Source organism: Tistrella mobilis KA081020-065, assembly GCF_000264455.2.
Classification (GTDB): Bacteria; Pseudomonadota; Alphaproteobacteria; order Tistrellales; family Tistrellaceae; genus Tistrella; species Tistrella mobilis.
The window spans coordinates 3,387,663-3,413,087 of record NC_017956.1 but is presented as its reverse complement, the minus strand read 5'-3'; the positions used below and the strand labels follow the sequence as shown (position 1 = coordinate 3,413,087).

The following is a 25,425-nucleotide window of genomic DNA, read 5'->3' as shown; positions in this document are numbered from 1 at the left end:
GTCAAACGTCTAATTGAAATAGATGCCCATGGCGAAATTCTGCATTGCACAAAAATTTCGCGCTCGGTGATCAGATCGGCGCAGGATTGCGCGACTCGTGGGCGGACATGCAGCGCAATATGTCTCGGATACCGATGTCAGCGCCGGCGTCGGCTGCGGCCGTGGCGGCCCGGCAGTTCGGGCCAGTCGACCAGCTCCGGCGGCCGCTTCGCGATCCAGCGCAGGAAGCCCTGCATCTCGGGCGCGGCCCGCAGCGCCTCGGCGGTGTTCAGGTCGCGGGCCAGGCGCTTCTCGTCGAACAGGCGGTGGATCATGCGATGGCAGATCCGGTGCAGTACGGCCTGTTCGCGCCCGCCTTCCGAGACCGGCACCCAGTGGTGCCGGTCGGTGGCCGCCGCCAGATCGGGCAGCGGCCGGCGGCAGATGGGGCAGATCGGGGTCAGCGGCGGGCCATGTGGCGGTTGAGCCGGGCCTCCACACGGGCGAAGACGCGGGTCAGCAGCAGGGTGATGACGAGATAGATCACGCCGGCGGCCAGGAACAGTTCAGTCACGGCGAAGGTCCGCGAGATCAGGGTGCGGGTGACCCCCATCAGGTCGAGGATGGTGATGGTGCTGGCGAGTGCACTCGCCTTGATCATCAGGATCACCTCGTTGCTATAGGCCGGAAAGCCGTAGCGGATCGCGATCGGCAGGATGATCCGGCGGAAGGTGAGCGCCCGGCTCATGCCCAGCGCCTGGGCCGCCTCGATCTGGCCGCGGGGCACGGCCTGGATGGCGCCGCGCAGGATTTCTGCGGTATAGCCGCTGGTGTTGAGCGCGAAGGCGATGATCGCGCACCAATAGGGCTCCCGCAGGATCGGCCACAGAAAACTGCTGCGGATCGCCGGAAACTGCGACAGGCCGTAATAGATCAGGAACAGCTGCACCAGCAGCGGCGTGCCGCGGAAGAAGAAGATGTAGCCGCGACCGGCCCAGGCGAGCAGCGGGTTCTGCGAGATGCGCGCCATGGCGACCACCAGGGCGAGGGCCGCCCCGATGATGAGCGCCAGGGCGACGAGCTGGAAGGTGGTTCCCAGACCGCCGGCCAGCCGCTCCCAATTGTCGAAGATGACTTCCCATCGCATTGCTCAGGCCCTCGCGCCGGGGGCGGGCACCGGTGCGGCGCGCCGGCCGGTGCCGCGGGCGGCCCAGCGTTCCATACGGGCGATGCCGATCTCCGCGATCAGGGTGAAGAACAGATAGATGATTGCCGCGGCGAAGAAGAAGGTGAAGGGCTCCCGCGTGGCGCCGGCGGCGACATGGGCCTTGCGCATCAGCTCGTCGAGGGCCACCACCGACACCAGGGAGGTATCCTTCATCATCACCAGCAGCAGATTGCCGAGGCCCGGCAGGGCCAGCCGCCAGACCTGCGGCAGGACGATCCGCCGGAAGGTCAGGCGTGGGCTCATGCCCAGCGCCCGGGCGGCTTCGATCTGGCCCTTGGGCAGGGCTGCAAGCGCGCCGCGGAACACCTCGGTCGCATAGGCGCCATAGGCGAGTCCCAACGCCACCACACCGGCGACGAAGGGGCTGACCGAAACCTGGGTCTGGGCGCCGGCGGCGGTGAGGGCGTTGTTCACGATCACCGGCAGGGCGAAGAACACGAACAGCACCACCAGCAGCTCGGGAATGCCGCGGATGACGGTGGTGTAGGTCTGGCCGATGCCGCGCAGAACCCGCGACCGGCTGGATTTGGCGAGAGCGCCGGCAAGGCCCAGCACCAGCCCCAGCGCCAGCGAAGGCGGGATCAGGGCGAGCGTGATGGCCGCCCCCTCGATCAGCAGGCCGCCATAGCCCTTGAAGTCGAACATCGAAGCGGGACCGTTCCCTGAAAGCGGTGCATCGGCCCGGCGTCAGGCCGATACCATCGAACCGCGAAGGCCGGGACATCGCTGCCCCGGCCATCCGACGGTTCCGGTCGACAGGCCCCGGCCATGGGCCGGGCAGACGGTCACTCGCCGTAGATGTCGAAGTTGAACCACTTGTCGTTGATCTGCTTGAAGGTGCCGTCGGCGCGGATCGCGGCGATCGCCTCGTTGAACTTCGTCACAAGCGCGGTATCGCCCTTGCGGACCGCAACGCCGATGCCTTCGCCGTACCACTTCGGATCGGCAACCGGCTTGCCCACGAAGTGGAAGCCCTGGCCGTCGCTGGTCTTAAGCCAGTCACCCAGGATCGGCTGATCGGCAAGCGTGAGGTCGGCGCGGCCCGACACCATGTCCAGATTGGCCTGGTCCTGGGTGTCGTAGAGCCGGATATCACTGTCCTTGTAGTTGTCTTCCAGATAGGTGACGTGGGTCGTCGACCGCTGGACGGCGATCACCTTGCCGGCCAGTGCCTTGGGCGAGGTGTCGTCATAGGTCTTGTCCTTCGGCGCCACGAACTGGCCGGCCGACAGGGCGTACTTGCTGGAGAAATCCACCGACTGCTTGCGATCCTCGGTGATCGACATCGCCGCGATGATCGCATCGTATTTGTTGGCGAGCAGGCCCGGAATGATGCCGTCCCAATCCTGGGCGACGATCTCGCAGTCGGCCTTCATCTTCGCGCAAAGAGCATTGGCGATGTCGACGTCGAAGCCGTCGAGCTTGCCCTGCTCGTTCACGAAGTTGAACGGGGGATAGGCACCCTCGGTCGCGATGCGGATCTTGTCGGCCGCGGCAGCGCTGCCGGTGGCCAGCCCCAGTCCGATGACGGCGGCGCTCAGGATACGGAAAATGCCCACGTGTCGATCTCCCTCGACGATACTCGACCCTCTGCACCGCCCGGGACCGGCCTTCAGGCGCGGCCCACCGGCTCCCCCGAACCGGCGGCCGAACCCTGGGGGCCCGCCGCTGACGGATGCGGTGTTGCTAAGATCTAGTAAAGCCGGGCCGCAGGGGCCGGTTCAACGACAAAACGCGGGCAAGGCCTGTGAAACGTCAGGATGCGTGGGCCGTGGCCCCATGCTCGTGATGGGCGCGACCGGCAACCCGCATCGTGGGACGATCGATCTGGCCAAGCCGGGTCGGGTCGGCCGCCAGAACCTCCATCACCTGCCGCCAGGCTTCCGCAGCACCGGGGCCGACGGCCGCGAAGGCCTTATCGAGATAGCCGGTCTGCAGGGCCGACAGCCGGGCTTCGAGCTTCGCGCCTTCGTCGCTGAGCCGCACATTCAGCATCCGTCGGTTCGACGGCACCGGCGTCAGCAGAACCAGCCCCTGATCCAGCAGCTGGCGCATCGGCCGATGCAGCGCCTGACGCGACACCCTGAGCTTGTCCAGCAGGTCGGTCAGCGTCATGTCGGGGCCGCCATGCCCCACGAAATACAGAATCCGATGGTGCGACCGGTTCAAGCCCCGCTCGGCCAGAATGCGATCAGGTTCCTCGACGAGAAACCGAAACGCGAAGTGGAACAATTCCAGATCACGATCGTTGCTGCCGCCCTCAGTGCAGGATGCCATCAGCTTTGCTCCATGCGTTCGTTATGTTTCTTGCGCAACTGATTTCGGGCAGATCATGAAGCGATACGCCTGATCAGTCACGACCTGTACACAAGATATAACACGAGAGTTAACTATGTGTATCCGGCGCTCCAGAATTATCGCAGCCGGCTTGCAAGAAACTGACGACAACGGTCGTTGACTGGATTTTCGAAGACCTGTTCAGGCGGACCGTCTTCGGCGATGACCCCCTGATCGAAGAATGCGACCCGCGAAGACACCTCCCGCGCAAAACCCATCTCATGCGTGACGATCAACATCGTCCGGCCTTCTTCGGCAAGACTGCGAATGACACGCAATACTTCGCCGACCAGTTCGGGATCGAGTGCCGAGGTCGGCTCGTCGAACAACATCACGCGGGGATCCATGGCCAGCGCCCGGGCGATGGCCGCGCGCTGCTGCTGCCCGCCTGAAAGTTCCGCAGGATAGTGCCCGGTCTTGTCGCCGATGCCGACCTTCTCGAGCAGGCGACGGGCGGTCTCGGAGGCCTCGTCGCGGGGGCGGCCGAGCACATGGACCGGCGCCTCGGTCACATTCTCGAGCACCGTCAGATGCGGCCAGAGATTGAAGCTCTGGAACACCATGCCCAGCCGGGCGCGGATGCGGTCCAGCTGGCGTGGATCGGCCGGCTCCATGCCGCCGCCACGTGCCGGCTTCAGCCGGATCTCCTCGCCATCGACACGGACGACGCCCTGATCGGGCATTTCCAGCATGTTGATGCAGCGCAGGAAGGTGCTTTTGCCCGATCCGCTGCTGCCGATGATCGAGATCACATCGCCTTCGGCCGCCTGGAGAGAGACCCCCTTCACCACCTCCAGATCACCGAAGCGCTTGTGCAGGCGCTCCACCTCCAGCGCCCAGCGTGTCGTCGTCATGTGCCCCCTTCATGGCCGCCGCCGGCCGTTCTGGTTTCGCCGCCCCCCGCCGCCCCTTCGGACGAGGCCTGTCTCTGAGACGGGATTATGACGGGCGGGCGGCCCGGAGGAAACCGGCAGTGGCACCGATCACTCGGCAGGGGGCGGCACGTCGCCGGTGGTGTCGTCGAGTGCTGTGATCCGCGCCTCTACCTGACGCCGGTCGGGCGAATCCTTGGGCAACACGTCCAGCAGGCGGTGCCACAGGGCGCGGGCCTGATCCAGTTCGCCGTCGCGGGCATGGACCTCGCCCCCCAGCCAGAGCGCCATGTCGTGTTCGGGCGCCAGCGCCAGCGCCCGGTCGCGGGCGGCCCGGGCAGCGGTGATGATCCGCGGGTCGAGGTCGCCGTCGTCCGGAACCTCGACCCGTGCCTGCATCAGGGCGAGCTGCAGGTCCATCACCCGCGGATTGGCTTCGGCGCCGCGGGCAAGGGCCGCGCGTGCCGCGGCAGGATCACCGAGAACGGTATAGGAGCGGGCGAGACGCAGCCAGCCGTCGGGATCCTCGGGCGCGTTTTCCAGGCGCGAGGCCAACCCCTGAACCATGCCGCGGATCATTTCGGCCTGGGCGGGCGGCACGGCCATGCCGCCGGGTGCCTCTGCGGCCTCGCCCGGGTTGCGCCAGCTTTCGGGGATGAGGCTTGCGACCGGCCGGCCCAGATCGCCGGCGGCGCGGCGGATCTGACGTTCCAGCTCAGCCCGCCACGGGGCGTCGGCGGGGGTGTCGGCGGCAAGCGCCACCCAGCGTTCCAGCGCCTCGGCGATCCGGCCGGCCTGGGCGTCGGCAAGGCCCAGATAATAGCGGGCTGCGGCATTGCCGGGATCGCGGGCGACGGCACGGTCGAACAGCACCCGGGCATGCTCGTCCACCTGCCCGCCGCGGGCGATCACCTCGGCGGCGGCGGCACTGGTCAGCAGGTCGACGTCATCGGGGGCCAGGGCCAGCGCCCGGGCGAAGGCGCGGGCGGCCTCGTCATGGCGCCCCAGGCTGCTCAGCGCGCGGCCGAGCAGGGTCCAGCCACGGGGGTCCTCGCTGTCGGCGCCTTCAAGTTTGGTCGCAAGCTCTTCGGCCAGCTTCGCCAGATCGGCATCACTCGCCTGGGCGAGCGGCCGTTCCGCCGCCGGATGGTCGGGCAGGCCGGGCTGGCCCAGATGCAGATAGACGCCGACGGCGATCATCGGCACCAGCAGGATCAGGATCGCCGCCAGGCGGTTGGCCCGGCGTCGTTCCTTGCGGCCCGAGGGCGCGTGATGCGGTTCCGCCCCGCGGGCGGCATCGGCCGCAAGCAGCCGGCGCTGGATCTCGAGCCGCGCGGCCGTCGCCTCCTCGGCCGTCAGCCGGCCCTGGGCGAGTTCGGTATCGACCTCGGCCAGCTGATGGCGGTAGATCGCGATGTCCCCCAGCCGGGCGGCCCCGCGTTCGCGGGCGCGACCTTTCAGCACCGGCAGCAGCAGCACGGTCAGGGCAAGCAGGGTGACCAGGGCGATGACCGCCCAGAACCAGAGACCGGTCATGTCTGGGGGCGTCCGTCCTTGGGCGGCGTGTCGTCTTCGTCGGATCCGGAGGCATCGGGGGCGCCGTCATCCGCGCCGGCTGCCCGGGTCGTGTCCGGCGCCGGATCGAAGACTTCGTCCGTGCCGGATGGGGCGGGACCGGTTTCGTCGAGCAGCCGGGCCAGGCGCCAGGCCTCGTCGTCGTCGAGCGGGCGGGCGAAGCCATCCTCGGCGGCGCGGGCGGCATAGGCGCGGCGCTGGCGGCGGATGAAGCCGATCGCGATCGCAGCCCCGATCAGCAGGGCCAGCGCCGGGGCGCCCCAAAGCAGATAGGTGGTCGACTTGACCGGCGGCCGCATCAGAATCCAGTCGCCATAGCGGTCGACCATGAAGGTCAGAATGTCGTCGCGGCTGCGGCCGGCCGCCACCTGCTCGCGCACCACCTGACGCAGGTCGCGGGCCAGTTCGGCATTGCTGTCCTCGATCGACTGGTTCTGGCAGACCAGGCAGCGCAGTTCCTTCGAGATCTCGCGCGCCCGTTGCTCTTCGGCCGGGTCGGCCAGCGGAACCTCGGGCTGGGCGAGCGGGCCGGGGGCCACGCTGCCGGGGGCCGGCATTTCCTGGGGCGAACGCTGTGCCGGGGCGTCGGTCTGCTGGGCCAGCACCTGCGGGGCGGAGACGACCAGCAGGGCGGCGATCGCGAGGCAAGCCGCGCGGGTCATTCGGCCGCCTCCTTCAGCAGCGGACGGATGCGGTCTTCCAGCGCCTCTTCGGTCAGCACGCCGATATGCTGGGCCAGGATGCGGCCCCGGCCGTCGACCACGAAGGTTTCCGGCACGCCCGAAATGCCGAACTCGATGCCGGTCCGGCCGTCGATATCGGCACCGATGCGGGTATAGGGATCACCATGGCGATCCAGCCAGCGGCGGGCATCCTCGGGCCGGTCCTTGTAGTTGATCCCGACGATGCGCACGCCTTCTTCGCGGGCCATCTTCATCAGCAGCGGGTGTTCGGCCAGGCAGGGGACACACCAGGACGCGAAGAAATTGACCAGCACCGGCCGGCCGTCAGCCAGATCTGCCGCGGCGAGCCCCTGCTCCCGACCCTCGATCGGCCCGAGCGCGAAGGCCGGGACCGGTTTGTCGATCCGGCCCGAGGGCACGGCCCGGGGGTCGAGGTCGAGCCCGGTGAGAAACACCCCGGCCAGTGCCAGGAACACCAGCACCGGCAGGACGTAGATCAGACGCTTCAGCATCGGCGCGGCCACTCACTCGGCGGGGGCGGGGGGCAGGGAGCCGGTGGTCTGCGGGGTCCGGGCGCGGCGCGGCGCCCCGACCCTGAGGCGCCGGTCGCTCAGCGATATCATGCCGCCGAGTGCCATGACCAGCGCGCCGCCCCAGATCCAGGGCGTCAGCGGGTTGTGGTAGAGCCGGAAACTCCACTTCCCGTCCACGGGTTCGGCGCCGGCGAGCGCCACATAGACGTCAGCGACGCCATTGGTGCGGATGGCGGCCTCGGTGGTTGTGGTGCCCTGGGCGGGATAGAAGCGGATCTCGGGGCTGAGCTTCGCCACCGCCCGTGCGCCGGGCCCGTCGCCCGACATCAGACGCAGATCGCCGATGGTGCTGCGGTAATTCGGCCCCGGCTGCTGGGTGACGCCACGGAATTCAACCACCCGGCTGCCGATTTCGGCCCGGTCACCGGGGGCGAGTGTTACGGTCTTCTCTGCCTGCCAGATCGACGCACCGGTGATCCCGAGTACCAGAATGCCGACGCCCAGATGGGCGACCGCCGTGCCCCAGGCTGCACGCGGCAGGTTACGTGCCCGGCGCCAGGCGGTGCCCGCACCCTTCGCGATCTGGATGCGCTCTGCGACATCGGCCAGGCTGGCGGCCACCAGCCAGACGCCGAGCATCAGGCCGAGCGCGCCGAGCGCACCATCGACCGAAATGCCGCCGACGAAGAACCCGGCCGCCGCGGCAAGCAGGGCCGCGACCATGGCGAAGCGCAGCCGCTGGAGCACGGCCCCCAGATCGCCACGCTTCCAGGCCAGCGACGGGCCCATGCCGGCCACGATCAGCAGCGGCACCGCGAGTGGCACGACCGTGGCATCGAAGAAGGGTGGGCCCACGGTGACCTTGGCGCCGGCGAAGGCATCCAGGAACAGCGGATAGAGCGTGCCGATCAGCACGGTGGCGGCCAGAGCCGACAGCAGCAGGTTGTTGACCACCAGCCCGCTTTCGCGGCTGACCGGGGCGAACAGCCCGCCGGGCTTCAGCGTCGGCGCCCGCCAGGCATAGAGGGTGAGACCGCCGCCCACCACCACGCACATGAAGCCGAGCACGAAGACGCCGCGGGTCGGGTCGCTCGCGAAGGCGTGGACCGAGGTGATGACGCCCGAGCGGACCAGGAAGGTGCCGAGCAGGCTGAGCGAGAAGGTCAGGATCGCGAGCAGGATGGTCCAGGATTTCAGCGTGTCGCGCTTCTCGACCACGATCGCGGAATGCAGAAGGGCGGTGCCGGCCAGCCAGGGCATCAGCGAGGCGTTTTCGACCGGGTCCCAGAACCACCAGCCGCCCCAGCCGAGCTCGTAATAGGCCCACCACGAGCCGAGCGCGATGCCGATCGTCAGGAACACCCAGGCCGCCAGCGTCCAGGGCCTGACCCAGCGCGCCCAGGCGGCATCGACCTTGCCTTCGATGAGGGCTGCGATCGCGAAGGCGAACGCGATCGAGAAGCCGACATAGCCGAGATAGAGGAAGGGCGGATGGAAGGCGAGGCCGGGGTCCTGGAGCAGCGGGTTGAGGTCGCGCCCCTCTGCCGGCGGCGGCATCAGCCGGTCGAAGGGGTTGGAGGTCAGCAGCATGAACAGCAGGAAGCCGATCGCGATCATGCCCTGGACCGCGAGCACCCGCGCCCGAAGCGAGGGCGGCAGATTGCGGCCGAACAGCGCCACCGCGCCGCCATAGAGGGCCAGGATCGTGGCCCAGAGCAGCAGCGAGCCCTCGTGATTGCCCCAGACGCCGGTGATCTTGTAGAGCAGCGGCTTGGCGGTGTGGGAATTGGCCGCGACCAGCAGCACCGAAAAATCGCTCTGGATGAAGGCGGTGGTCAGCGCGGCGAAGGCCCCCAGGATCGACAGCATCTGGGCCATCGCGGCCCCGCGACCGGCGGCCATCAGCGCCGCATCGCCGCGCGCGGCCCCGATCAGCGGCACCACCGCCTGGACGATGGCCATGGCGAGCGCCAGGACCAGGAGGTAGTGGCCGAGTTCGGCGATCATCAGCTGGGATCCCCGCTGCCGGTCTTCAGAAGCTTCTGATGGCTGCCCTCGGGCGTACCTTCGCCGTGCCAGGTGCCGGCACGTTTCATGGCGTCGACCACCTCGGGCGGCATATAGGTCTCGTCATGCTTGGCCAGAACCTGTTCGGCCGTGACCGTGCCATCGGGCTCCAGCCGGCCTTCGGCGACGATGCCCTGGCCTTCGCGGAACAGATCCGGCAGCAGGCCGTCGTAATGGATGACCAGGGTCTTGGCACCGTCCGAGACGGTGAAGGCGACATTGGTACCGGGGCCTCGGATCACGCTGCCGGCCTCGACCAGGCCGCCGACCCGAAGCCGGGTACCGGGTTCCACCTGCTTCGCCTGAATGTCGCTCGGGCTGTAGAAGAACAGCAGATTGTCGCGGAAGGCGCCCAGAACCAGGGCGACCGCCACGGCGACCAGCAGCAGGATGCCGCCCAGCGCATACATCCGGCGACGCTTGCGGTTGAAGCGTCGTGGGGCAGGCGTGCGGGCGGCGGTGCCGCGTCCGGCGGCGGAAGCTTCAGGCGCGGGCGGCATCGTCGGTGGCTCCGTCGGTGCGGGCGGCGGTGCCCGGTGCGGAAGGGGCGGGGCGGCGGCGGCGTGCGCGCCGGTCCAGCCCCAGCGCCTCGAGCCGGGCCAGGCGGGCCTCGGCGCGGCGCAGCGCCACGCGGGCCTGCAGCCACACCCCCGCCAGCACCACAAGGGCGAAGCCGAAGGAGGGCCACACATAGGCGGCATAGCCGCCCATCGCCAGGAAGGTTTCGAGGTCGTTCACCGCCGTCATGTCCTCAACAATGATCGTCGTCCGGCAGGCCCGGCGCGATCTTGCGCAACAGATAGTGTCAGGCCGGGGCCCGCGTCCAGTGCTGCGGCAGGCTTGCGCCGCTATGTCGCGGAAGTTGCGTGACAAAAATCCGCGGCGGCCCGGCCTGTTCCGGTCATTTGCCTCTTCCGGTCACTCGGCGCGGCCGAGCGCCGCCTGCATCTCCAGGCTGCGCGCCCGGCGTTCCAGAAGTTCCGTCCGCGCGCGCAGGCAGACGATCGCCACGAAGATCAGCGTGAAGCCCAGCGCCATCGCCAGCAGCGGCCAGAGCATGGACGGATGGATCGAGGGCGCGTCGAGCTTCGAGATCGTCGCCGGCTGGTGCAGCGTGTTCCACCAGTCGACCGAAAACTTGATGATCGGCAGGTTGACCACACCCACCACCGCCAGGATGGCCGCCGCCTTGGCACCGCGTTCGGGCGCATCGAAGGCGTCCCGCAGCACCATGTAGCCCAGATACAGGAAGAACAGCAGCAGCACCGAGGTCAGCCGCGCGTCCCAGACCCACCAGGTGCCCCACATCGGCTGACCCCAGAGCGAGCCTGTGACCAGCGCGATGGCGGTGAAGGCGGCCCCCGCCGGCGCGATCGCCTTGGCGGTGACGTCGGCCACGCCATGGCGCCAGATCAGGTAGACCGCACTCGACACCGCCAGGCCGGCATAGGAGAACATCGCCATCCACGCCGCCGGCACATGGACATACATGATTCGGAAGCTTTCGCCCTGCTGATAGTCGGGCGGCGCCACGAACAGGCCGAGATAGAGCCCGACCAGAATCAGCGCCAGCCCCGCCAGCCCGGCCGGCGGCGGACGCGGTCGACGATGCGGCCATAGAGGGTGGGATTGGCGTAGCGATGCATCGCGGACGGGACCCCGCCGGCTGAGGGAACAGATGGAACACGGGTTCCGGAACCCGCACCCGCGAGGAGGTGCACGCCTGGCGGCCGGGCGTCAAGCCTTGCCGGGCCTGCGCGACCATCGGACGCGGTCCGGAACGCCCAAGTGTCGCGCGCAGGCCCCGATCAGTCCAGCCCCGCGCGCAACCCGGCAGCCGCGGCCAGCGGCGCCAGGGCGAGGGCAAGCACCGAGCCCGCGGCGAGCAGCATCAGATGCGGCCCCATGGGCAGACCGTTCGCCGCCGCTTCGACCGCGCCGACCCCGAAGATCAGCACCGGAACATAGAGCGGCAGCAGCAGCAGCGGCATCAGCGCCGCCCCCCGCCGGGCGCCCAGGGTGAGGGCCGCACCGATTGCGCCGATCAGCGACAGCGCCGGCGTGCCGAGGGCGAGCGAGGCCATCAGGGCGGGGACCAGCCGCAGCTCCGCCTGCAGCATGATCGCGACCAGCGGTGCCATCAGGATCAGCGGCAGGCCCGTGGTCAGCCAGTGGGCCGCGGTCTTGGCCAGCACCACGATCGCGAGCGGCGCGGGGGAGAGGGCCAGACCTTCGAGCGCCCCGTCATTGCGGTCGGCATCGAACAGCCGGTCGAGCGAGAGCAGCACGGCAAGCAGCGCCGATGCCCAGACCACACCCGAGGCGATCCGCGCCAGCACCTGCGGGCCGGGGCCCACACCCAGTGGGAAGAGGGTGGCCGCCACCACGAAGAAGGCGAGCACGGCCACGACATCTCCGGACCGGCCGGCGGTGCGGGCCAGATCGCGGATCAGGATGGCGCTGAAGGTGCCGGCCAGGCTCATGGCGCCGCCTCCTCGATATCGAGCGGCACGACCCGGTCGTCCAGGCCGAGGGCCAGATGGGTGGCGGTGACGACCATGCCGCCCTGGTCGAGATGATCGCCGATCAGCCGGGCGACCAGCGCCTGACCGTCGCGGTCGAGCGCGGTGGTGGGTTCGTCCAGCACCCAGAGCGGACGCCGGGCGAGCAGCAGGCGGGCGAGGGCCAGGCGCCGGCGCTGGCCGGCCGAAAGGACCCGCACCGGCAGCTCGGCCAGATGCGGGATGTCGAGGGCCTCCAGCGCTTCGGCCACCCGTGCCGCCCGCAGCGGCCGTGGCACGCCCAGGATCGCTGCCCAGTGCCTGAGATCGGCGCCGGCTGCGAGTTCGGCGGCGATGCCGTCGCGATGGCCCAGATAGTGGAGCCGTTCCCGCCAGGGGATGTCGTGATCCTCGCGATCGACGCCGTTCCAGAGCACCTGCCCCGCATCGGCGCGCACGAAGCCCGCCAGGATGCGCAACAGCGTCGATTTGCCGGCGCCGTTGCGGCCGGTGACGACCAGCGCATGGCCGGCCTCCAGCTCCGCATCCAGGCCGATGAAGATCGGCCGGTCGCCGCGGAAGCATGCCAGCTCTTGCAGCGTCAGCCGGTCTGGGGTCTCATCCAGCGGGTCCGTGGTCACGCGATCCTCATGAAACGGCCTCGGTCGACGGCTTCCGGGCTTGCCTTCGGGGCGCCACAATGCATAGACCAAAGGGCGCTTTGCGAAAAGGCCGGGATCCGATCCAGATGGCAAAGACGACAGGAGGACAGATGGCGGAGCGGACGATCGGCGCATGATCCTGTCCAGCTTCCTCGCGGGCATCGGCATCGGTCTGGTGGTCGCGGCCCCGGTGGGGCCGGCGGCGGTGATGGTGATCGGGCGCAGCCTGGACCGCGGCTGGCGGGTGGGCTTCGTGACCGGCCTGGGCGTCGTGCTGGCCGATCTGGTCTATGCCGGCATCGCCGTGGCGGGGCTCGGCTGGATCGAGCAGATCTATGCCTTCGAGCGGCCCTTGCAGCTGTTCGCTGGCCTGCTGCTGCTGATCATGGGGCTGGTGACCGCGACCGGTGCGCTCAGCCGCGACGGCGGCCAGATCACCGCCTTGCCCAACCCGACCTATCACGGCCGCAACCGGGTGATGGCCGCCTGTTCCGGCTGTATCGCCACTTTCGCACTTACCATCGTCAACCCGACGGCGGTTGCGGCCTTCCTTGCCCTGTTCGCGACCCTCGGCCGCTTCGCCGAAGACAAGATCCCGCTTCTGGGCGGCATTGCGGCGGGTGGTGCATTGTGGTGGGCGGGTCTTGCCTGGGGCGCTGCCCATGCCGGCCGCAAACTCGCGCCGCGCTGGCCGATGCGCATCAAGCGCGGCGCCGGTGCCGTGCTGGCGGCGATCGGCGCGGGTGTGCTGGTCTATACCGGGATCGACTACTGGTCCTGACTGGTCCTGACGCGGGCGGACATGCCCTCAGAAATAGTCGGGATGGCGCTCCATGATCCGGGCGACGGCGCTGAGCGTGCCTGAAAGATGGCCGCGCACCGCCTCTTCCACGCCGGCGGTATCGCCCGCATCGATCCGGTCCAGGATGCGGCCGTGATAGTCCAGAATGCCCTGGGCCTTGCCCGGATCGACCAGGTTCAGCGCGCGAAGCCGGTCGATATGGCCGGAGCGTTCGGCGATCATGTACCAGAGATCGGGATGGCCGACGGCGTCGTAGAGCGCCAGATGGAAATGCCGGTCCAGGATGGAGAACCGCTCGATATCCCCATCGGCGAAGGCCTGGCCCTGCAGATGCAGCAGGCGACGGGCATAGGCCGTCAAGTCTGCCGGTATCTGGTGGCGGGCGATGGTTTTGGCGACCTCGATTTCGATCGCGAGCCGCAGGAACTGGGTCTCGCGGGCATGGGCGATATCGATCTTGGCAACCACCGTGCGCGACTGGGGGAAGATCTCGACCAGCTTCTCCCGCTCCAGCCTGAGGAAGGCGTCCCGCACCGGCGTCTGGCTGACGGCATATTCCTCGGCCAGCTGGGTGCGCGACAGCAGGGCCCCCGGCTTCAGCTCCAGGTCGATGATCCGGCGCCTGAGTGCGGCATAGATGCCCTGCGACGCCAACGGCCGCCGGTCCAGATCGGCCAGCGTGGCGATGTCGGTGAAGTCGGGCAGGACGGATCGCCTGGGGGACATGGGCGGCGGGCTCCCTGAAGCACTCTCTTCCCGGACCATATCAGATGTTGCGTCAGGGCAACTAATATATTAGTGCTTTTGTCAACGAGGTGATCAAACCCTCGATGCCCAGGGAGGATATGGAATGCGCCCGACGATCACGGCCCTCGCGGGCCTGGTGGCCTGCGCCTTCGTGGCACCGGCCACGGCCGCGACCTATACCGTCCAGACGTCGTTCAATGCCGGCGACTTCTCGACTCAGTACCTCACCGAACACTGGTTGCCGAAGATCGCCGAGATGACCGGCGGCCGGGTGGAAATCGCCCTCACGCCCAACGGATCTGTGGTGCCGGCCAAGGAGACGCCCCATGCCGTCGGGCTGGGCGTGATCGATGGCGACTGGACCTCGGTCAACTATTTTTCGGGGCTGGAGCCCGCCTTCGCCATCCTGGGCGATCTGATCTCGGGCTACGACACGCCGCAGCAGATGGCCGGTTTCTGCGAAAACGGCCCCGGCGAAGCGGTCTGGCAGAAGGCGCTGGACGAGGTTTCCGACGGCGAGGCGCATCTGGTCGGCTGCGCGCCTTACAGCCGCGAGGCCCTGCCGGCGCGGGTGCCGATCCGGACCTTCGACGACCTGAAGGGCAAGAAGATCCGGGCGCCCGAGGGGCTGGCCTCGGCCGTGTTCCAGGCGGCCGGCGCAAGCCCGGTCTCCATTCCGTTCTCGGAAGTCTATGGTGCGCTTGAAAAGGGCATCGTCGATGCCGCCGACGCCTCGGCCTATGTCAACAATGCCAGCACCGGGCTGAACGACGTCGCGCGCTATCCGCTCTATCCCGGCATCCATTCGATGCCGTCGATGCAGCTCTCGTTCAATCGCGAGAAATGGGAAGACCTTTCCGAGGCCGACCGGAAGGCGCTGCGCGACTGGTTCTACATGGCTATGGCCGATCTGACCCGGGTGGTCGCCGAACAGGATGCGGCGCTGGCCGCGAAGGATGCCGCCGCCGGCAAGGTCGAGGTCATCGACTGGGCCCAGGCCGATCGCGACAGGCTGCGCGACGTCGCCCGCATCGAATGGGAGAAGTTCGCCGCCAAGGGTCCGCTCGCCAAGGAGGCCCTGGACGCCAACCTCGCCTACATGAAGCAGATCGGCCTGCTGAAGTGATCGCCGGCCGGTCGCGGTGTCGCCCTGGCGGTGCCGCGACCGGCCTGGAGTGGGTTCCGTCAGCGGGAGGCCCGATGAGACGGTTCTTCGCCTGCTGCGCCGCGGCCATGGACCGGGTGAGCGTCTTCACCGGCCAGGCCTGTGCGTCGCTGCTCTTCGCCTGCATCGCCCTCTCGGCCCTGGAGGTGGTGATGCGCTACGGCTTCGATCACCCCACAAGCTGGTCGATCGAGGTGACCATGGCGCTCTGTGCCACGGCCTGGGTGCTCTCGGTCGGCTATGTCACCGAGCGCAACCGCCACATCTCGATCACCATGCTCGAAATCCTGGTCGGCCCGAAGCTCTGGCGCCGTTTCCGCCTGATCCAGATCCTGGTGTCGATCGGCGCCGTAACCGGCCTGATCCTGGCGATCTGGAGCCCGGCGATGCGCGTGATCGCGCGGCCGGAATATTCCGGCACGGCGCTCAACTCCATCCAGCCCAGCTACCTCAAGGTCGTGCTGCTGGCGGGGTGCGTGCTCTATGTCGCGCAGCTCTTCGCCAACCTGATCCGCTGGTTCCAGGGGACCGAGAAGGAAGACGGCGGTGGGCATTGAGATCATCACCATCCTGATCGTCCTGGGCCTGCTGGCCCTGATGGCGATCGGCATTCCGCTCGGCGTCACCACGCTTACGGTGTCGCTGGTGACGGCAGTGCTCTATTTCGGCGAGCGTGCCGGCTTCTTCATCGTTTCGGCCAATGTCACCGAGGTCCTGCACAAATACGAACTGATCGCGGTGCCCTTCTTCGTGTTCATGGCCAATGTGCTGGAACGATCGGGGATCGCGCATACGCTGTTCGAAAGCATGGCGATCCTGGGCGGGCGTTTCCGCGGCTCGGTCGCCGTACAGACCACCGTAGTGGCCGTTGTCCTGGCCGCGATGAGCGGCATCATGGGCGGCGAAATCGTGATGCTGGGGCTGATCGCCCTGCCGCAGATGCTGCGTCTCGGCTATGACCGCAAGATGTCGATCGGCATCATCTGTGCGGCCGGCGCGCTGGCGACCCTGATCCCGCCCTCGGTGGTGCTGATCGTCTACGGCCTGGCCGCCCAGGTCTCGATCACGAAGCTGTTCGCGGCCTCGGCCGTGCCGGGGCTGCTGCTCGCCTCGCTGTTCATCGCCTATGTGCTGGTGCGGGTGCGGCTCAACCCGTCGCTGGCGCCGATCTACGACATCCCCGAAACCGGCCTGCCCTTCGTGCAGCGGCTGCGTTTTCTGAACGGCGCCATCCTGCCGGCCGTGCTGATCATGGCGGTGCTGGGGGTCATCTACAGCGGCGTCGCCACGGTGACCGAGGCGGCGGCGATCGGTGCGGTCGGATCGCTCGTGGTCGCCGCGGTGCGGGGCGAGCTGTCCTGGACCATGGCCCGCGACGCCATGCGGCGCACGGCACTGACGGTCGGTTCGATCATCTGGCTGGTGCTGGGGGCGGTGTCGCTGATCGGCATCTACAACCGGATCGGCGGCGGCGACTTCCTGCGCGGCATGCTCACCTCGCTCGACATCGCGCCGATCTGGGTGATCGTGGTGATGATGGCGATCGTGATGGTGCTGGGCACCTTTCTTGAATGGATCGCTATCCTGTTCATCACCGTGCCGATCTTCGCCCCCGTGGTCCAGGATCTGGGCTACGACCCGGTCTGGTTCGGCGTGCTGTTCGCGATGAACATCCAGATCTACTACCTGTCGCCGCCCTTCGGTCCGGCCTGTTTCTTTCTGAAATCGGTGGCGCCCAAGGATGTCGAGCTGCAGGAGATCTTTGCCGCGGTGATGCCGTTCATCGCCCTGCAGGCGATTGGTCTGCTGCTGGTGCTGGCCTTCCCCGACATCGCCCTCTGGCTGCCCTCGCTGGTGGAATGAGGAGGCATCGATGCGACCCGACGACCCGATCCAGGATCAGGACGAGGCGGTGACCGCCGCCGATTTTGCCGCGGAAGAGGCGGCCGACGGCTTCGATTTCGGCAACTGGCCGGAAATTGCCGGCGGCCTCGCCGCCGCTGCCCTCACCTGGCTGATTTTCGCCTTTACCGGATGACCCCCATGACCAGGACCTATGACGAGCTGCGCTCGGCGCGCTGGTTCGCGCCCGACAATTTCCGCGGCTTCGGGCACCGCTCCCGAACCCTGCAGATGGGCTATGACGAGCAGGACTGGGCAGGCAAGCCGGTGGTGGCGATCCTGAACACCTGGTCCGACATCAATCCCTGCCATCAGCATTTCAGGCAGCGCGTCGACGACGTGAAGCGCGGCGTGTTTCAGGCCGGCGGCTTCCCGATCGAGCTGCCGGCCCTGTCGGTCAGCGAGAATTACGTCAAGCCGACGACGATGCTCTATCGCAACATGCTGGCGATGGAGACCGAGGAGCTGATCCGCTCCCACCCGGTCGACGGCGTGGTGCTGATGGGCGGCTGCGACAAGACCACCCCCGGCCTGGTGATGGGCGCGATCTCGGCCGGCCTGCCTGCGATCTATCTGCCGGCCGGGCCGATGCTGCGCGGCAATTGGGAAGGGCGCACCCTGGGCTCCGGTTCGGATGCATTCAAATACTGGGACGAACGCCGCGCCGGCACCATCACCGAGGCGCAGTGGAAGGGCATGGAGCGGGGCATCGCGCGCTCTTACGGCCATTGCATGACCATGGGCACGGCGTCGACCATGACGGCGATCGCCGAGGCGCTTGGGTTGACGCTGCCGGGAGCCTCGTCCATTCCGGCCGCCGATTCCAACCACATCCGCATGTCGGCCGACTGCGGGCGGCGGATCGTAGGCATGATCTGGGAGGATCTGACCCCGGCCAGGATCCTGACCGCGGCGGCCTTCGACAATGCGGTGACCGTCGCCATGGCCACCGGCTGCTCGACCAATGCGGTGGTGCATCTGATCGCCATGGCCCGGCGGGCCGGGGTCGATCTCACCCTCGACGACCTGGATGCCAAAAGCCGGGTGACCCCGGTGATCGCCAATATCCGCCCGGCCGGATCCACCTATCTGATGGAGGATTTCTTCTATGCGGGCGGCCTGCGGGCGCTGATGGCGCGGCTGGGCGACCGGTTGCACCGCGACTGTCTGACCGTGACCGGGCGCACGCTGGGCGAGGGGATCGACGGTGCCGAGGTCTGGAACGACGACGTCATCCGCACGGTCGACAACCCCATCTACAACGAGGGGTCGCTCGCGGTGCTGAAGGGCAACCTCGCCCCCGATGGTGCGGTGATCAAGCCGGTGGCCTGCGATCCCAGATTCCTGGTCCATGAAGGGCCGGCCATAGTCTTCGACAGCTATCCCGAGCTGAAGGAAAAGCTGGACGACGAGGATTGGGACATCACCCCCGATGCCGTGCTGGTGCTGCGCAATGCCGGCCCCAAGGGCGGACCGGGCATGCCCGAATGGGGCATGATTCCGATGCCCAAGGCGCTGCTGAAACAGGGCTGTCGCGACATGGTCCGGCTGTCGGATGCGCGGATGTCGGGCACGTCCTTCGGCGCCTGCGTGCTGCATGTGGCGCCCGAATCCTATGTCGGCGGGCCGCTGGCCCTGTTGCAGACCGGCGATATCGTGCGCCTCGACGTGCCCGGCCGTCGGCTGGACATGCTGGTCGATGACGAAGAGATCGCCCGGCGCCGGGCCGCCTGGACCCCGCCGCCGCCGCGCTTCCACCGGGGCTGGGGCTGGATGTTCACCAACCACATCCAGCAGGCGGATAAGGGCTGCGATTTCGACTATCTGGAGACGTCCTTCGGGGCGCCCGTCGACGAACCCGTGATCTATTGAAGGCAGGCCGCCAGATGACCGGACACCCGCTGAAGGACGAGACGCGCGCGAAGCTCGCCCGCGTTTCGACCGCCTCGCTCGCGACCGCGCTGTTCAAGCGCGGCCTGCGCAATCAGTTCATCCAGGGTGCCGTGCCGGTGGCCTGGAAAGGGCGGAGCATGGTCGGCCCGGCCTTCACGCTCCGCTACATCCCGGCGCGGGAGGATCGCAACCCGATCACGGTCTTCCGCGATCCGGAGCACAAGCAGCGTGTGGCGGTGGAAACCTGCCCGCCGGGCCATGTGCTGGTGATCGACGCCCGTAAGGATGCCCGCGCCGCCTCGGCCGGCTCGATCCTGGTCACCCGGCTCCAGATGCGCGGCTGCGCCGGCATCGTCACCGATGGCGGCTTTCGCGATGCCGAAGGGATCGGCCGGCTGGAGATGCCGGCCTATCACGCCCGTCCCTCGGCGCCCACCAACCTCACCTTGCACGAGGCGATCGAGATCGACGGGCCGATCGCCTGCGGCGATGTCGCGGTCTTCCCCGGCGACGTACTGGTCGGCGATGCCGATGGCGTGATGGTGATCCCGGCCCATCTTGCCGACGAGCTGGCGGCGGAGTGCTCCGCCATGGAGAGCTACGAGGATTTCGTGCTGGAGCGGGTGAAAGCGGGAGACACGATCATCGGCCTCTATCCTGCGACGAAGCAGGAGAACCTCGACGCCTATGAAGACTGGCGGCGCGACACCGGGGAATGATCCTGGAGGGTGAGCCGCCCTTCATCCATCCGCTCAAAAAAAGCGGGGCACGGCCCTGGGCCGGCCCCGCGAGATGGGCTGCGGGAGGATGGAAAGGAAGGCTCACTCAATCATAGATCCGGGCATCTTCGATGACCTTGCCGTCGCCGGGGAGGGCACCCGGGGTCACCAGTTCCACCTCGGCCCGGAGGTTGGCTGCCGTGCGGAAGGCGTCGGCCAGCCGGCCGGCGAGGTCATCGGCACCGGCCTCCGGCACCTCGCAGCGCAGGACCGCCGTGTCCCGGCCCTCGGGGTTGGTGACCACCAGCCGGGCGCGCGAGATGCCGCCCACGGCCTTCAGCGCCTGGGCGACCTGCCCGGGATGGACGAACATGCCGCGGATCTTGGTGGTCTGATCGGCCCGGCCCAGCCAGCCGCGCAGGCGCATGCCGGTACGTCCGCAGGGGCTGGTGCCGGCCATGAAGGCCGACAGGTCTCCGGTTGCGAAGCGGATCAGCGGATAGGTGCCGCTGAAGGTGGTGACGACCACCTCGCCGATCTCGCCCTCGGGCACCGGATCCCCCGTGCCGGGGCGGACGATCTCCACAATCAGATCCTCGTCCAGGATCATGCCTTCCGAGGTCGGGCCCTCATAGGCGATCTGGCCCAGATCCGCCGTGCCGTAAACCTGACCCACGGTGACCCCGCGCCGCCCCAGTTCCTGACGCAGTGTCTGGGTGAGGGCTTCACCGGTCACCAGCGCCTTGGTGATGGTGGCAGCCTGTCCGGCCTCTTCCTGCCGCTCCAGCAGCAGCTTCAGGAAGGAGGGCATGCCGGTGAAGGCGGTGGGCTTCAGCTGGGCGATGGCCGCCAGCTGCTGTTCCGTGTTGCCACCACCGGCCGGGATCACTGCGCAGCCGACGGCACGGGCGCCGGTGTCGAACATCCAGCCGCCGGGGGTGAAGTGGTAGGCGAGCGTGTTGTGCACCACGTCGCCGGGCCGGAAACCCGCCGCCCAGCAGGCGCGGGCGAAGCGGAAGGGATCAGGCCCCGAGCCCTGCGGGTCGTAAATCGGCCCCGGAGACATGAACAGATGGGCAAGTTCGCCCGGTCCCTCGGCATTGAGCCCACCGAACGGCGGTTCTGCGGCCTGACGGGCGGTCAGTTCGGATTTGCGCAGCACGGGCAGCGTGGCGAGGGCGGTGCGATCCCGGATCGCCGGGGCGTCCACCTCGGCCAGAAGCCGGGCCATGGCAGGCGCCTTGGCCTTGGCGAGAGCGATCTGCGCCGGCAGCCGTGCGAACAGTCCCGCCTCCCGCCGCTCGGGATCCATGGTCTCACGGTCGTCGTAATGGATGCTGTCGGTCATCGTCCTGTACCGGATGCGGGGGCGGCGGGCGCCCGTCGGTGTCTGGTTGCGGGAGAAGTGGCCGGAGATCAGAGCCAGCGCTTGCGGCGCTTGAACGACTTGATCGACTTGAACGACTTGCGCTCGCCGCCACCCGTGCCGAGGTAAAATTCTTTCACGTCCTCGTTGCCCATCAGGTCGTCACGGCTGCCGTCGAGCACGATCTTGCCGTTTTCCATGATGTAGCCGTAAGAGGCGTGCTTGAGGGCCTGACGGGCATTCTGCTCGACCAGCAGAATGGTCATGCCCTGTTCTTCGTTGATCTGCTTGATGATCGAGAAGACCTCTTTCACCAGCAGCGGTGACAGGCCCATCGACGGCTCGTCCATCAGGATCAGCTTGGGGCGCGCCATCATGGCGCGGCCGATCGCCAGCATCTGCTGTTCGCCGCCCGAGAGATAGCCGGAAAGCCCGGTCCGTTCCTTGAGGCGCGGGAAGTAGTGGTAGACCATCTCGATATCGGCCTTCACCCCGCTGTCCCGGCGGGTATAAGCACCCAGGCGCAGGTTCTCGGCGACGGTCATATCCTCGACCACGCGCCGGCCTTCCATCACCTGGAACAGGCCGCGCTTGACGATTTCCTGGGGTTCGAGCCCGCTGATCTTCTCGCCCATGAACGTGACGTCGCCGCGGGTGATCTCGCCATCCTCGCTCTTGAGCAGGCCCGAGATGGCCTTGAGGGTGGTCGACTTGCCGGCGCCGTTGGCCCCCAGCAGGGTCACGATCTGACCCTGGGGCACGTTCAGGCTCACGCCATGCAGCACCAGGATCACGTCGTTGTAGACGACCTCGATGTTGTTGACGGTCAGGATCGGCTCGGCTTCCGCCGCGGGGCGGGCGCCGGTGCCGGGCCGGGGGCCGGATGTGGCGGTCTGGGTCATCGACATGCGAGGTCTCGTGCAGGAAAGAGTGGTCGGGTCGGGAAGAGGGGAGGACCCGTCCGCCGCCGTGTCGCGGCAGACGGGTCCCGTCGGATCACCAGCCCAGCCACTCGGGGCGGCGGTCGATCCGGGTTTCGGCCAGGCGGTTCATGGCGAACTTCCCGTCCTTCACCTCACCCTGATAGACATACATGTCGATCGTCCCGCGATGGTCCTCGGGCGTCCAGGTGGAGGGGAAGCACACGCCTTCCAGGCCGGCCGGCACCCAGTCGGTCTTCTGGTACATGCCCTGCTTGATGTTCGGCCCGGTGACGCCGCCATTCTTGTCGGCCCACTCCATGGCTTCCTTCATGTAGAAGGCCGTGCAGACGCCGCGGACATAGTGGACCGGGCGATAGCCGTCGCCACCGGCGATCTCGTGCACCAGCTTCATGCCCGGGGCATCGTCCTGCCAGGTGGCGGAACCGACGACCCAGACCACGCCGTCGGCGGCGGAACCGGCGGCCTCGGCGGCGCTCTCGTCGAAGCCCCAGATGTTGGCCATGAACTGTGCTTCGACGCCGACGGTCTCGCAGCTCTTCAGCAGTGAAATGTTGGAACCGGCCGTGTTGCCCAGATAGGCGTAGTTGGCACCGGATTCCTTCAGCGTCAGGCACTGCGCCTTGAAGTCGGCGGGGGCGAGCGAGTACTGGATCGCCGGCAGGACGTCGAAGCCCAGCTCCTTGGCGTATTCCTCACCGGCCTTGCGGGCGGCATTCGGGTAGGGGTGGTTGTCGCCCATATGGACGTATTTGGGCTTGCCCTCCTTGCCCTGCTTCTTCCAGTCCTCGGCGGCCCACTGCAGCATGCCGCGCAGCGCATCCGAATAAGACACGTTGTAGAAGAAGTTGTAGGGAGCCGGCGCCTTGACCACGCCCGACTTGCCGGTCGGATCGGTCAGATGGGCGGAATAGGAGCCCGAGTAGTAAGGCATCTCGTCCTTGGCCAGGAAGCCGACCAGGGCTTCGGTGTCGGCAGTGCCCCAGCCCGCGATCGCCACAGCGCCGAATTCCGACACCCAGCGCTTATAGGCGGCGATGGCGCGCGGTGCCTGATAGGAATAGTCGACGGTATCGGCGGTGATCTGCTTGCCGTTGATGCCGCCATGGGCATTGATCCAGTTGAAGGCATCGATCTTGCCTTCCGAGAACGGCTTGCTGACCGTCGAGGTCGCACCGGTGTAGTCGACCAGGTTGCCGATCTTGATGTCGTCGGCCGCAATCGCCGCTGAGGCGGCGCCGGCGACCAGGATGGCGGCGAACGCGCCGGTCAGAGTCTTCCTGGACATGTGTCTCTCCCTGAAGAAGCGGAATGCTTCGTTCTTGTCTTCGATCGCGGCCGTTGTCGGCTGCGGATGGGGCGGGCAGGGTGCATACGCGCGGGGCGCGAGATCCGGGCCCGCCGGGGCCGGGTACCGTCGCGGTCGGCGCCGCGACGGCAACGGGTCAGTACGAGAACGGATAGAGTTTCCAGTAGGCCTTGATCTGCCGCCACCGATGGGCGAGCCCGTCGGGTTCGAAGATCAGGAACAGGACGATAACCAGGCCGATCGCAGCCTCCTTGAGGAAGGCGACATTGGTCATGAACGAGGCGCCGATCAGTCCGGCCCCGTTCATGGCCGAGACGACGCCTTCCAGAACCTCGGGCAGCAGCACCATGAAGGCGGTGCCCATCAGCGTGCCCATCACCGAGCCGAGGCCGCCGATGATGATCATGCCCAGGAACTGGATCGACAGCAGGATGGTGAAGCTTTCGACCGAGACGAAGCCCAGATAGTGGCCATAGAGCGCGCCTGCGATGCCGGCGTAGAACGAGCTGACACCGAAGGACATCAGCCGGTATTTGGTGAGGTTGACGCCCATCACCTCGGCCGAGAGATAGTGATCGCGCACCGCCACGAAGGCCCGGCCGTCGCGGGAGCGCAGCATGTTGGTGGCCAGCAGGAAGCAGATCACCATGAAGACGAGTGCCACGTAGTAGAAGTTGTGCTCGCCATAGGCTTCCCAGCCGAACAGCGAGAACGACTGGGCGAGTGCGCCCGCCGAACCGCCGGTGAAGAAGTCCGCCCGCGAGAAGAAGTCCTGCAGGATGAACTGCGACGCCAGCGTCGCGATCGCGAGATAGAGACCTTTGATCCGCGCTGCCGGGATGCCGACGATCAGGCCGACCGCCGTGGTCATGAGCCCGGCGAGCGGGATGGCGATTACCACCGGCACGCCGTAGGTGTTGTTGAGGAAGGCTGACGAGAAGGCACCGAAGCCGAAGAAGGCGGCATGGCCGAGCGAGATCTGGCCGGTGAAGCCGACCAGGATGTTGAGGCCGAGGGCGGCGATGCCGTAGATCGCGATCGTGATCGCCAGGTTCATGTGGTACTGGCTGGCGATCAGCGGGAAGAGCGCCGCCAGGACGAGGCCGAGGATGGCGAAATTCCGCGACCATTTCGTCGGGAAAATCGTCGTGTCCTTGGCGTAAGAGGTCCGGTAGTCGCCGCAGGGGCGGAGGGACATGCTGCTCATGGTTCCGGCCTCACACGCGCTCGATGTTCTTGGTGCCGAAGAGCCCGTAGGGCTTGATCATCAGGATGATGATCAGGACGTAGAAGGGGGCCACGGCATAGAGGTTGCCGATGTGCAGGAACTGGCCGTCGACATATTCCGCCATATTCTCGAGCACGCCGATGATCAGGCCGCCCACTACCGCGCCGATGATCGAGTCGAGCCCGCCCAGGATCACCGCCGGGAACACCTTGAAGCCGAAGAGCGACAGGCCGGCCGAAACGCCGTTGACGATGCCGACCACCACGCCGGCCAGCGCCGAGACCACCGCCGAGATCGCCCAGGAGATGGCGAACATCTGCTTCACCGAGACGCCCAGCGACTGGGCGACCTGCTGGTTGAAGGCGGTCGCCCGCATGGCGAGACCGATCTTGGAGAATTTGAAGAACCAGGCGAAGAGACCCATGGCGATCAGCGAGATCACCAGGCTCATCACATAGGCGGTCTGGACCTGGAGGCCCAGGATGGTGACCGAACTGGTCTCGAAGATCGGCGGGAAGGGCTGCACGAACACGCCGAACATCCACTTCATCATCGCCTGGAAGAAGATCGAGAGCCCGATCGTCACCATGATCACCGAGATGATCGGTTCACCGATCAGCGGTCGCAGCACCACCACCTGAAGCAGGATGCCGAACACCACCATGAAGGCGAGGGTGAAGAGGAAGGACCAGAAGAAGGGCAGCTGCAGATCGGTCATGATCCACCAGCACACCCAGGCGCCGATCAGCAGGAATTCACCCTGTGCGAAATTGACGATCTGGGAGGCCTTGTAGATCAGCACGAAACTCATCGCGACGACGCCGTAAAGCGTGCCGACGATCAGCCCATTGACCAGAAGTTGTACGAAAAGTGAAGACGTCATGGCGCGGAAAGCTCCTCGCTTGCGCAGGGCCGG

28 protein-coding genes are annotated in these 25,425 nt (G+C 67.5%); 7 read left to right on the top strand and 21 right to left on the bottom strand.

What is annotated here, in order from left to right; all coding sequences use genetic code 11:
• Positions 1 to 137: 137 nt before the first annotated feature.
• The 15 genes from TMO_RS15575 to ccmA form a co-directional block, all read right to left on the bottom strand.
• The gene (locus tag TMO_RS15575) at positions 138 to 314 is read right to left on the bottom strand and encodes an HNH endonuclease (protein ID WP_228382237.1); all 177 of its coding nucleotides are present in this window, start codon (positions 312 to 314) and stop codon (positions 138 to 140) included.
• 125 nt (positions 315 to 439) lie between these two features.
• Positions 440 to 1,126: an ABC transporter permease gene (locus TMO_RS15570; protein ID WP_014746605.1), complete on the bottom strand. Its 687-nt coding sequence runs from the start codon at positions 1,124 to 1,126 to the stop codon at positions 440 to 442.
• Positions 1,127 to 1,129: 3 nt separating this feature from the next.
• The gene (locus TMO_RS15565; protein WP_014746604.1) at positions 1,130 to 1,852 is read right to left on the bottom strand and encodes an ABC transporter permease; all 723 of its coding nucleotides are present in this window, start codon (positions 1,850 to 1,852) and stop codon (positions 1,130 to 1,132) included.
• A 140-nt stretch (positions 1,853 to 1,992) separates the two neighbouring features.
• Positions 1,993 to 2,766: an ABC transporter substrate-binding protein gene (locus TMO_RS15560; protein WP_014746603.1), complete on the bottom strand. Its 774-nt coding sequence runs from the start codon at positions 2,764 to 2,766 to the stop codon at positions 1,993 to 1,995.
• Between the two features lie 196 nt (positions 2,767 to 2,962).
• Positions 2,963 to 3,484, bottom strand: coding sequence for a MarR family winged helix-turn-helix transcriptional regulator (locus TMO_RS15555; protein ID WP_014746602.1), 522 nt, complete (start codon positions 3,482 to 3,484; stop codon positions 2,963 to 2,965).
• 137 nt (positions 3,485 to 3,621) lie between these two features.
• On the bottom strand, positions 3,622 to 4,398 hold the full coding sequence (locus tag TMO_RS15550; protein WP_014746601.1) for an ABC transporter ATP-binding protein: 777 nt from the start codon (positions 4,396 to 4,398) through the stop codon (positions 3,622 to 3,624).
• Positions 4,399 to 4,527: 129 nt separating this feature from the next.
• Positions 4,528 to 5,952 carry a c-type cytochrome biogenesis protein CcmI gene (gene ccmI, locus TMO_RS15545; protein WP_014746600.1) on the bottom strand — a complete coding sequence of 475 codons (1,425 nt, stop codon included), beginning with the start codon at positions 5,950 to 5,952 and terminating at the stop codon, positions 4,528 to 4,530.
• On the bottom strand, positions 5,949 to 6,653 hold the full coding sequence (locus TMO_RS15540) for a cytochrome c-type biogenesis protein CcmH (RefSeq protein WP_014746599.1): 705 nt from the start codon (positions 6,651 to 6,653) through the stop codon (positions 5,949 to 5,951). Before TMO_RS15540 ends, ccmI begins: the two co-directional genes overlap by 4 nt.
• Positions 6,650 to 7,186 (bottom strand): DsbE family thiol:disulfide interchange protein, encoded by a 537-nt coding sequence (locus TMO_RS15535; RefSeq protein WP_014746598.1) that lies wholly within the window; start codon positions 7,184 to 7,186, stop codon positions 6,650 to 6,652. The genes TMO_RS15540 and TMO_RS15535 overlap by 4 nt, the downstream gene beginning before the upstream one ends.
• Before the next feature lie 12 nt (positions 7,187 to 7,198).
• On the bottom strand, positions 7,199 to 9,214 hold the full coding sequence (locus TMO_RS15530; RefSeq protein ID WP_014746597.1) for a heme lyase CcmF/NrfE family subunit: 2,016 nt from the start codon (positions 9,212 to 9,214) through the stop codon (positions 7,199 to 7,201).
• On the bottom strand, positions 9,214 to 9,774 hold the full coding sequence (gene ccmE / locus TMO_RS15525; RefSeq protein WP_014746596.1) for a cytochrome c maturation protein CcmE: 561 nt from the start codon (positions 9,772 to 9,774) through the stop codon (positions 9,214 to 9,216). The genes TMO_RS15530 and ccmE overlap by 1 nt, the downstream gene beginning before the upstream one ends.
• Entirely contained in the window at positions 9,758 to 10,012 is a 255-nt protein-coding gene (gene ccmD / locus TMO_RS15520; RefSeq protein ID WP_323755106.1) for a heme exporter protein CcmD, read from the bottom strand. The genes ccmE and ccmD overlap by 17 nt, the downstream gene beginning before the upstream one ends.
• 180 nt (positions 10,013 to 10,192) lie before the next feature.
• Positions 10,193 to 10,807 (bottom strand): heme ABC transporter permease, encoded by a 615-nt coding sequence (locus TMO_RS15515; RefSeq protein WP_322111254.1) that lies wholly within the window; start codon positions 10,805 to 10,807, stop codon positions 10,193 to 10,195.
• A 275-nt stretch (positions 10,808 to 11,082) separates the two neighbouring features.
• A complete protein-coding gene (gene ccmB / locus TMO_RS15510; protein WP_014746593.1) occupies positions 11,083 to 11,757 on the bottom strand; it encodes a heme exporter protein CcmB in 675 nt (224 codons plus the stop codon).
• Positions 11,754 to 12,416, bottom strand: coding sequence for a heme ABC exporter ATP-binding protein CcmA (ccmA, locus tag TMO_RS15505; RefSeq protein ID WP_014746592.1), 663 nt, complete (start codon positions 12,414 to 12,416; stop codon positions 11,754 to 11,756). Before ccmA ends, ccmB begins: the two co-directional genes overlap by 4 nt.
• Before the next feature lie 154 nt (positions 12,417 to 12,570).
• On the opposite strand from ccmA, the gene TMO_RS15500 reads away from it, so the two are divergent.
• The gene (locus TMO_RS15500) at positions 12,571 to 13,218 is read left to right on the top strand and encodes a LysE family translocator (RefSeq protein ID WP_014746591.1); all 648 of its coding nucleotides are present in this window, start codon (positions 12,571 to 12,573) and stop codon (positions 13,216 to 13,218) included.
• Between the two features lie 27 nt (positions 13,219 to 13,245).
• Here the strand turns inward: TMO_RS15500 and TMO_RS15495 are convergent, their stop codons facing one another.
• Complete coding sequence (locus TMO_RS15495; RefSeq protein WP_014746590.1) at positions 13,246 to 13,965, bottom strand: GntR family transcriptional regulator; 720 nt, start codon at positions 13,963 to 13,965, stop codon at positions 13,246 to 13,248.
• A gap of 124 nt (positions 13,966 to 14,089) precedes the next feature.
• Here TMO_RS15495 and dctP point away from each other — a divergent pair, with 124 nt between their 5' ends.
• The 6 genes from dctP to TMO_RS15470 all read left to right on the top strand — a co-directional run bounded on the left by dctP (position 14,090) and on the right by TMO_RS15470 (position 19,665).
• A complete protein-coding gene (dctP, locus tag TMO_RS15490; RefSeq protein WP_014746589.1) occupies positions 14,090 to 15,112 on the top strand; it encodes a TRAP transporter substrate-binding protein DctP in 1,023 nt (340 codons plus the stop codon).
• A gap of 74 nt (positions 15,113 to 15,186) precedes the next feature.
• Positions 15,187 to 15,708, top strand: a complete 522-nt coding sequence (locus tag TMO_RS15485) for a TRAP transporter small permease subunit (RefSeq protein ID WP_014746588.1) — start codon at positions 15,187 to 15,189, stop codon at positions 15,706 to 15,708.
• Positions 15,698 to 17,014 (top strand): TRAP transporter large permease, encoded by a 1,317-nt coding sequence (locus TMO_RS15480; RefSeq protein WP_014746587.1) that lies wholly within the window; start codon positions 15,698 to 15,700, stop codon positions 17,012 to 17,014. Before TMO_RS15485 ends, TMO_RS15480 begins: the two co-directional genes overlap by 11 nt.
• Before the next feature lie 10 nt (positions 17,015 to 17,024).
• Positions 17,025 to 17,189, top strand: coding sequence for a hypothetical protein (locus tag TMO_RS31705; RefSeq protein ID WP_014746586.1), 165 nt, complete (start codon positions 17,025 to 17,027; stop codon positions 17,187 to 17,189).
• Positions 17,190 to 17,194: 5 nt separating this feature from the next.
• Positions 17,195 to 18,925, top strand: a complete 1,731-nt coding sequence (gene araD / locus TMO_RS15475) for an L-arabinonate dehydratase (protein WP_014746585.1) — start codon at positions 17,195 to 17,197, stop codon at positions 18,923 to 18,925.
• 14 nt (positions 18,926 to 18,939) lie between these two features.
• On the top strand, positions 18,940 to 19,665 hold the full coding sequence (locus TMO_RS15470) for a ribonuclease activity regulator RraA (protein ID WP_041606624.1): 726 nt from the start codon (positions 18,940 to 18,942) through the stop codon (positions 19,663 to 19,665).
• A gap of 106 nt (positions 19,666 to 19,771) precedes the next feature.
• Here the strand turns inward: TMO_RS15470 and TMO_RS15465 are convergent, their stop codons facing one another.
• The 5 genes from TMO_RS15465 to TMO_RS15445 form a co-directional block, all read right to left on the bottom strand.
• The gene (locus TMO_RS15465; RefSeq protein ID WP_014746583.1) at positions 19,772 to 21,013 is read right to left on the bottom strand and encodes a phenylacetate--CoA ligase family protein; all 1,242 of its coding nucleotides are present in this window, start codon (positions 21,011 to 21,013) and stop codon (positions 19,772 to 19,774) included.
• A gap of 68 nt (positions 21,014 to 21,081) precedes the next feature.
• Entirely contained in the window at positions 21,082 to 21,933 is an 852-nt protein-coding gene (locus TMO_RS15460) for an ABC transporter ATP-binding protein (RefSeq protein ID WP_041606622.1), read from the bottom strand.
• Between the two features lie 94 nt (positions 21,934 to 22,027).
• Positions 22,028 to 23,260 carry an ABC transporter substrate-binding protein gene (locus tag TMO_RS15455; protein WP_014746581.1) on the bottom strand — a complete coding sequence of 411 codons (1,233 nt, stop codon included), beginning with the start codon at positions 23,258 to 23,260 and terminating at the stop codon, positions 22,028 to 22,030.
• 157 nt (positions 23,261 to 23,417) lie between these two features.
• Complete coding sequence (locus tag TMO_RS15450; protein WP_041605019.1) at positions 23,418 to 24,488, bottom strand: branched-chain amino acid ABC transporter permease; 1,071 nt, start codon at positions 24,486 to 24,488, stop codon at positions 23,418 to 23,420.
• A gap of 10 nt (positions 24,489 to 24,498) precedes the next feature.
• Positions 24,499 to 25,392: a branched-chain amino acid ABC transporter permease gene (locus tag TMO_RS15445; protein ID WP_014746579.1), complete on the bottom strand. Its 894-nt coding sequence runs from the start codon at positions 25,390 to 25,392 to the stop codon at positions 24,499 to 24,501.
• Positions 25,393 to 25,425 lie beyond the last annotated feature (33 nt).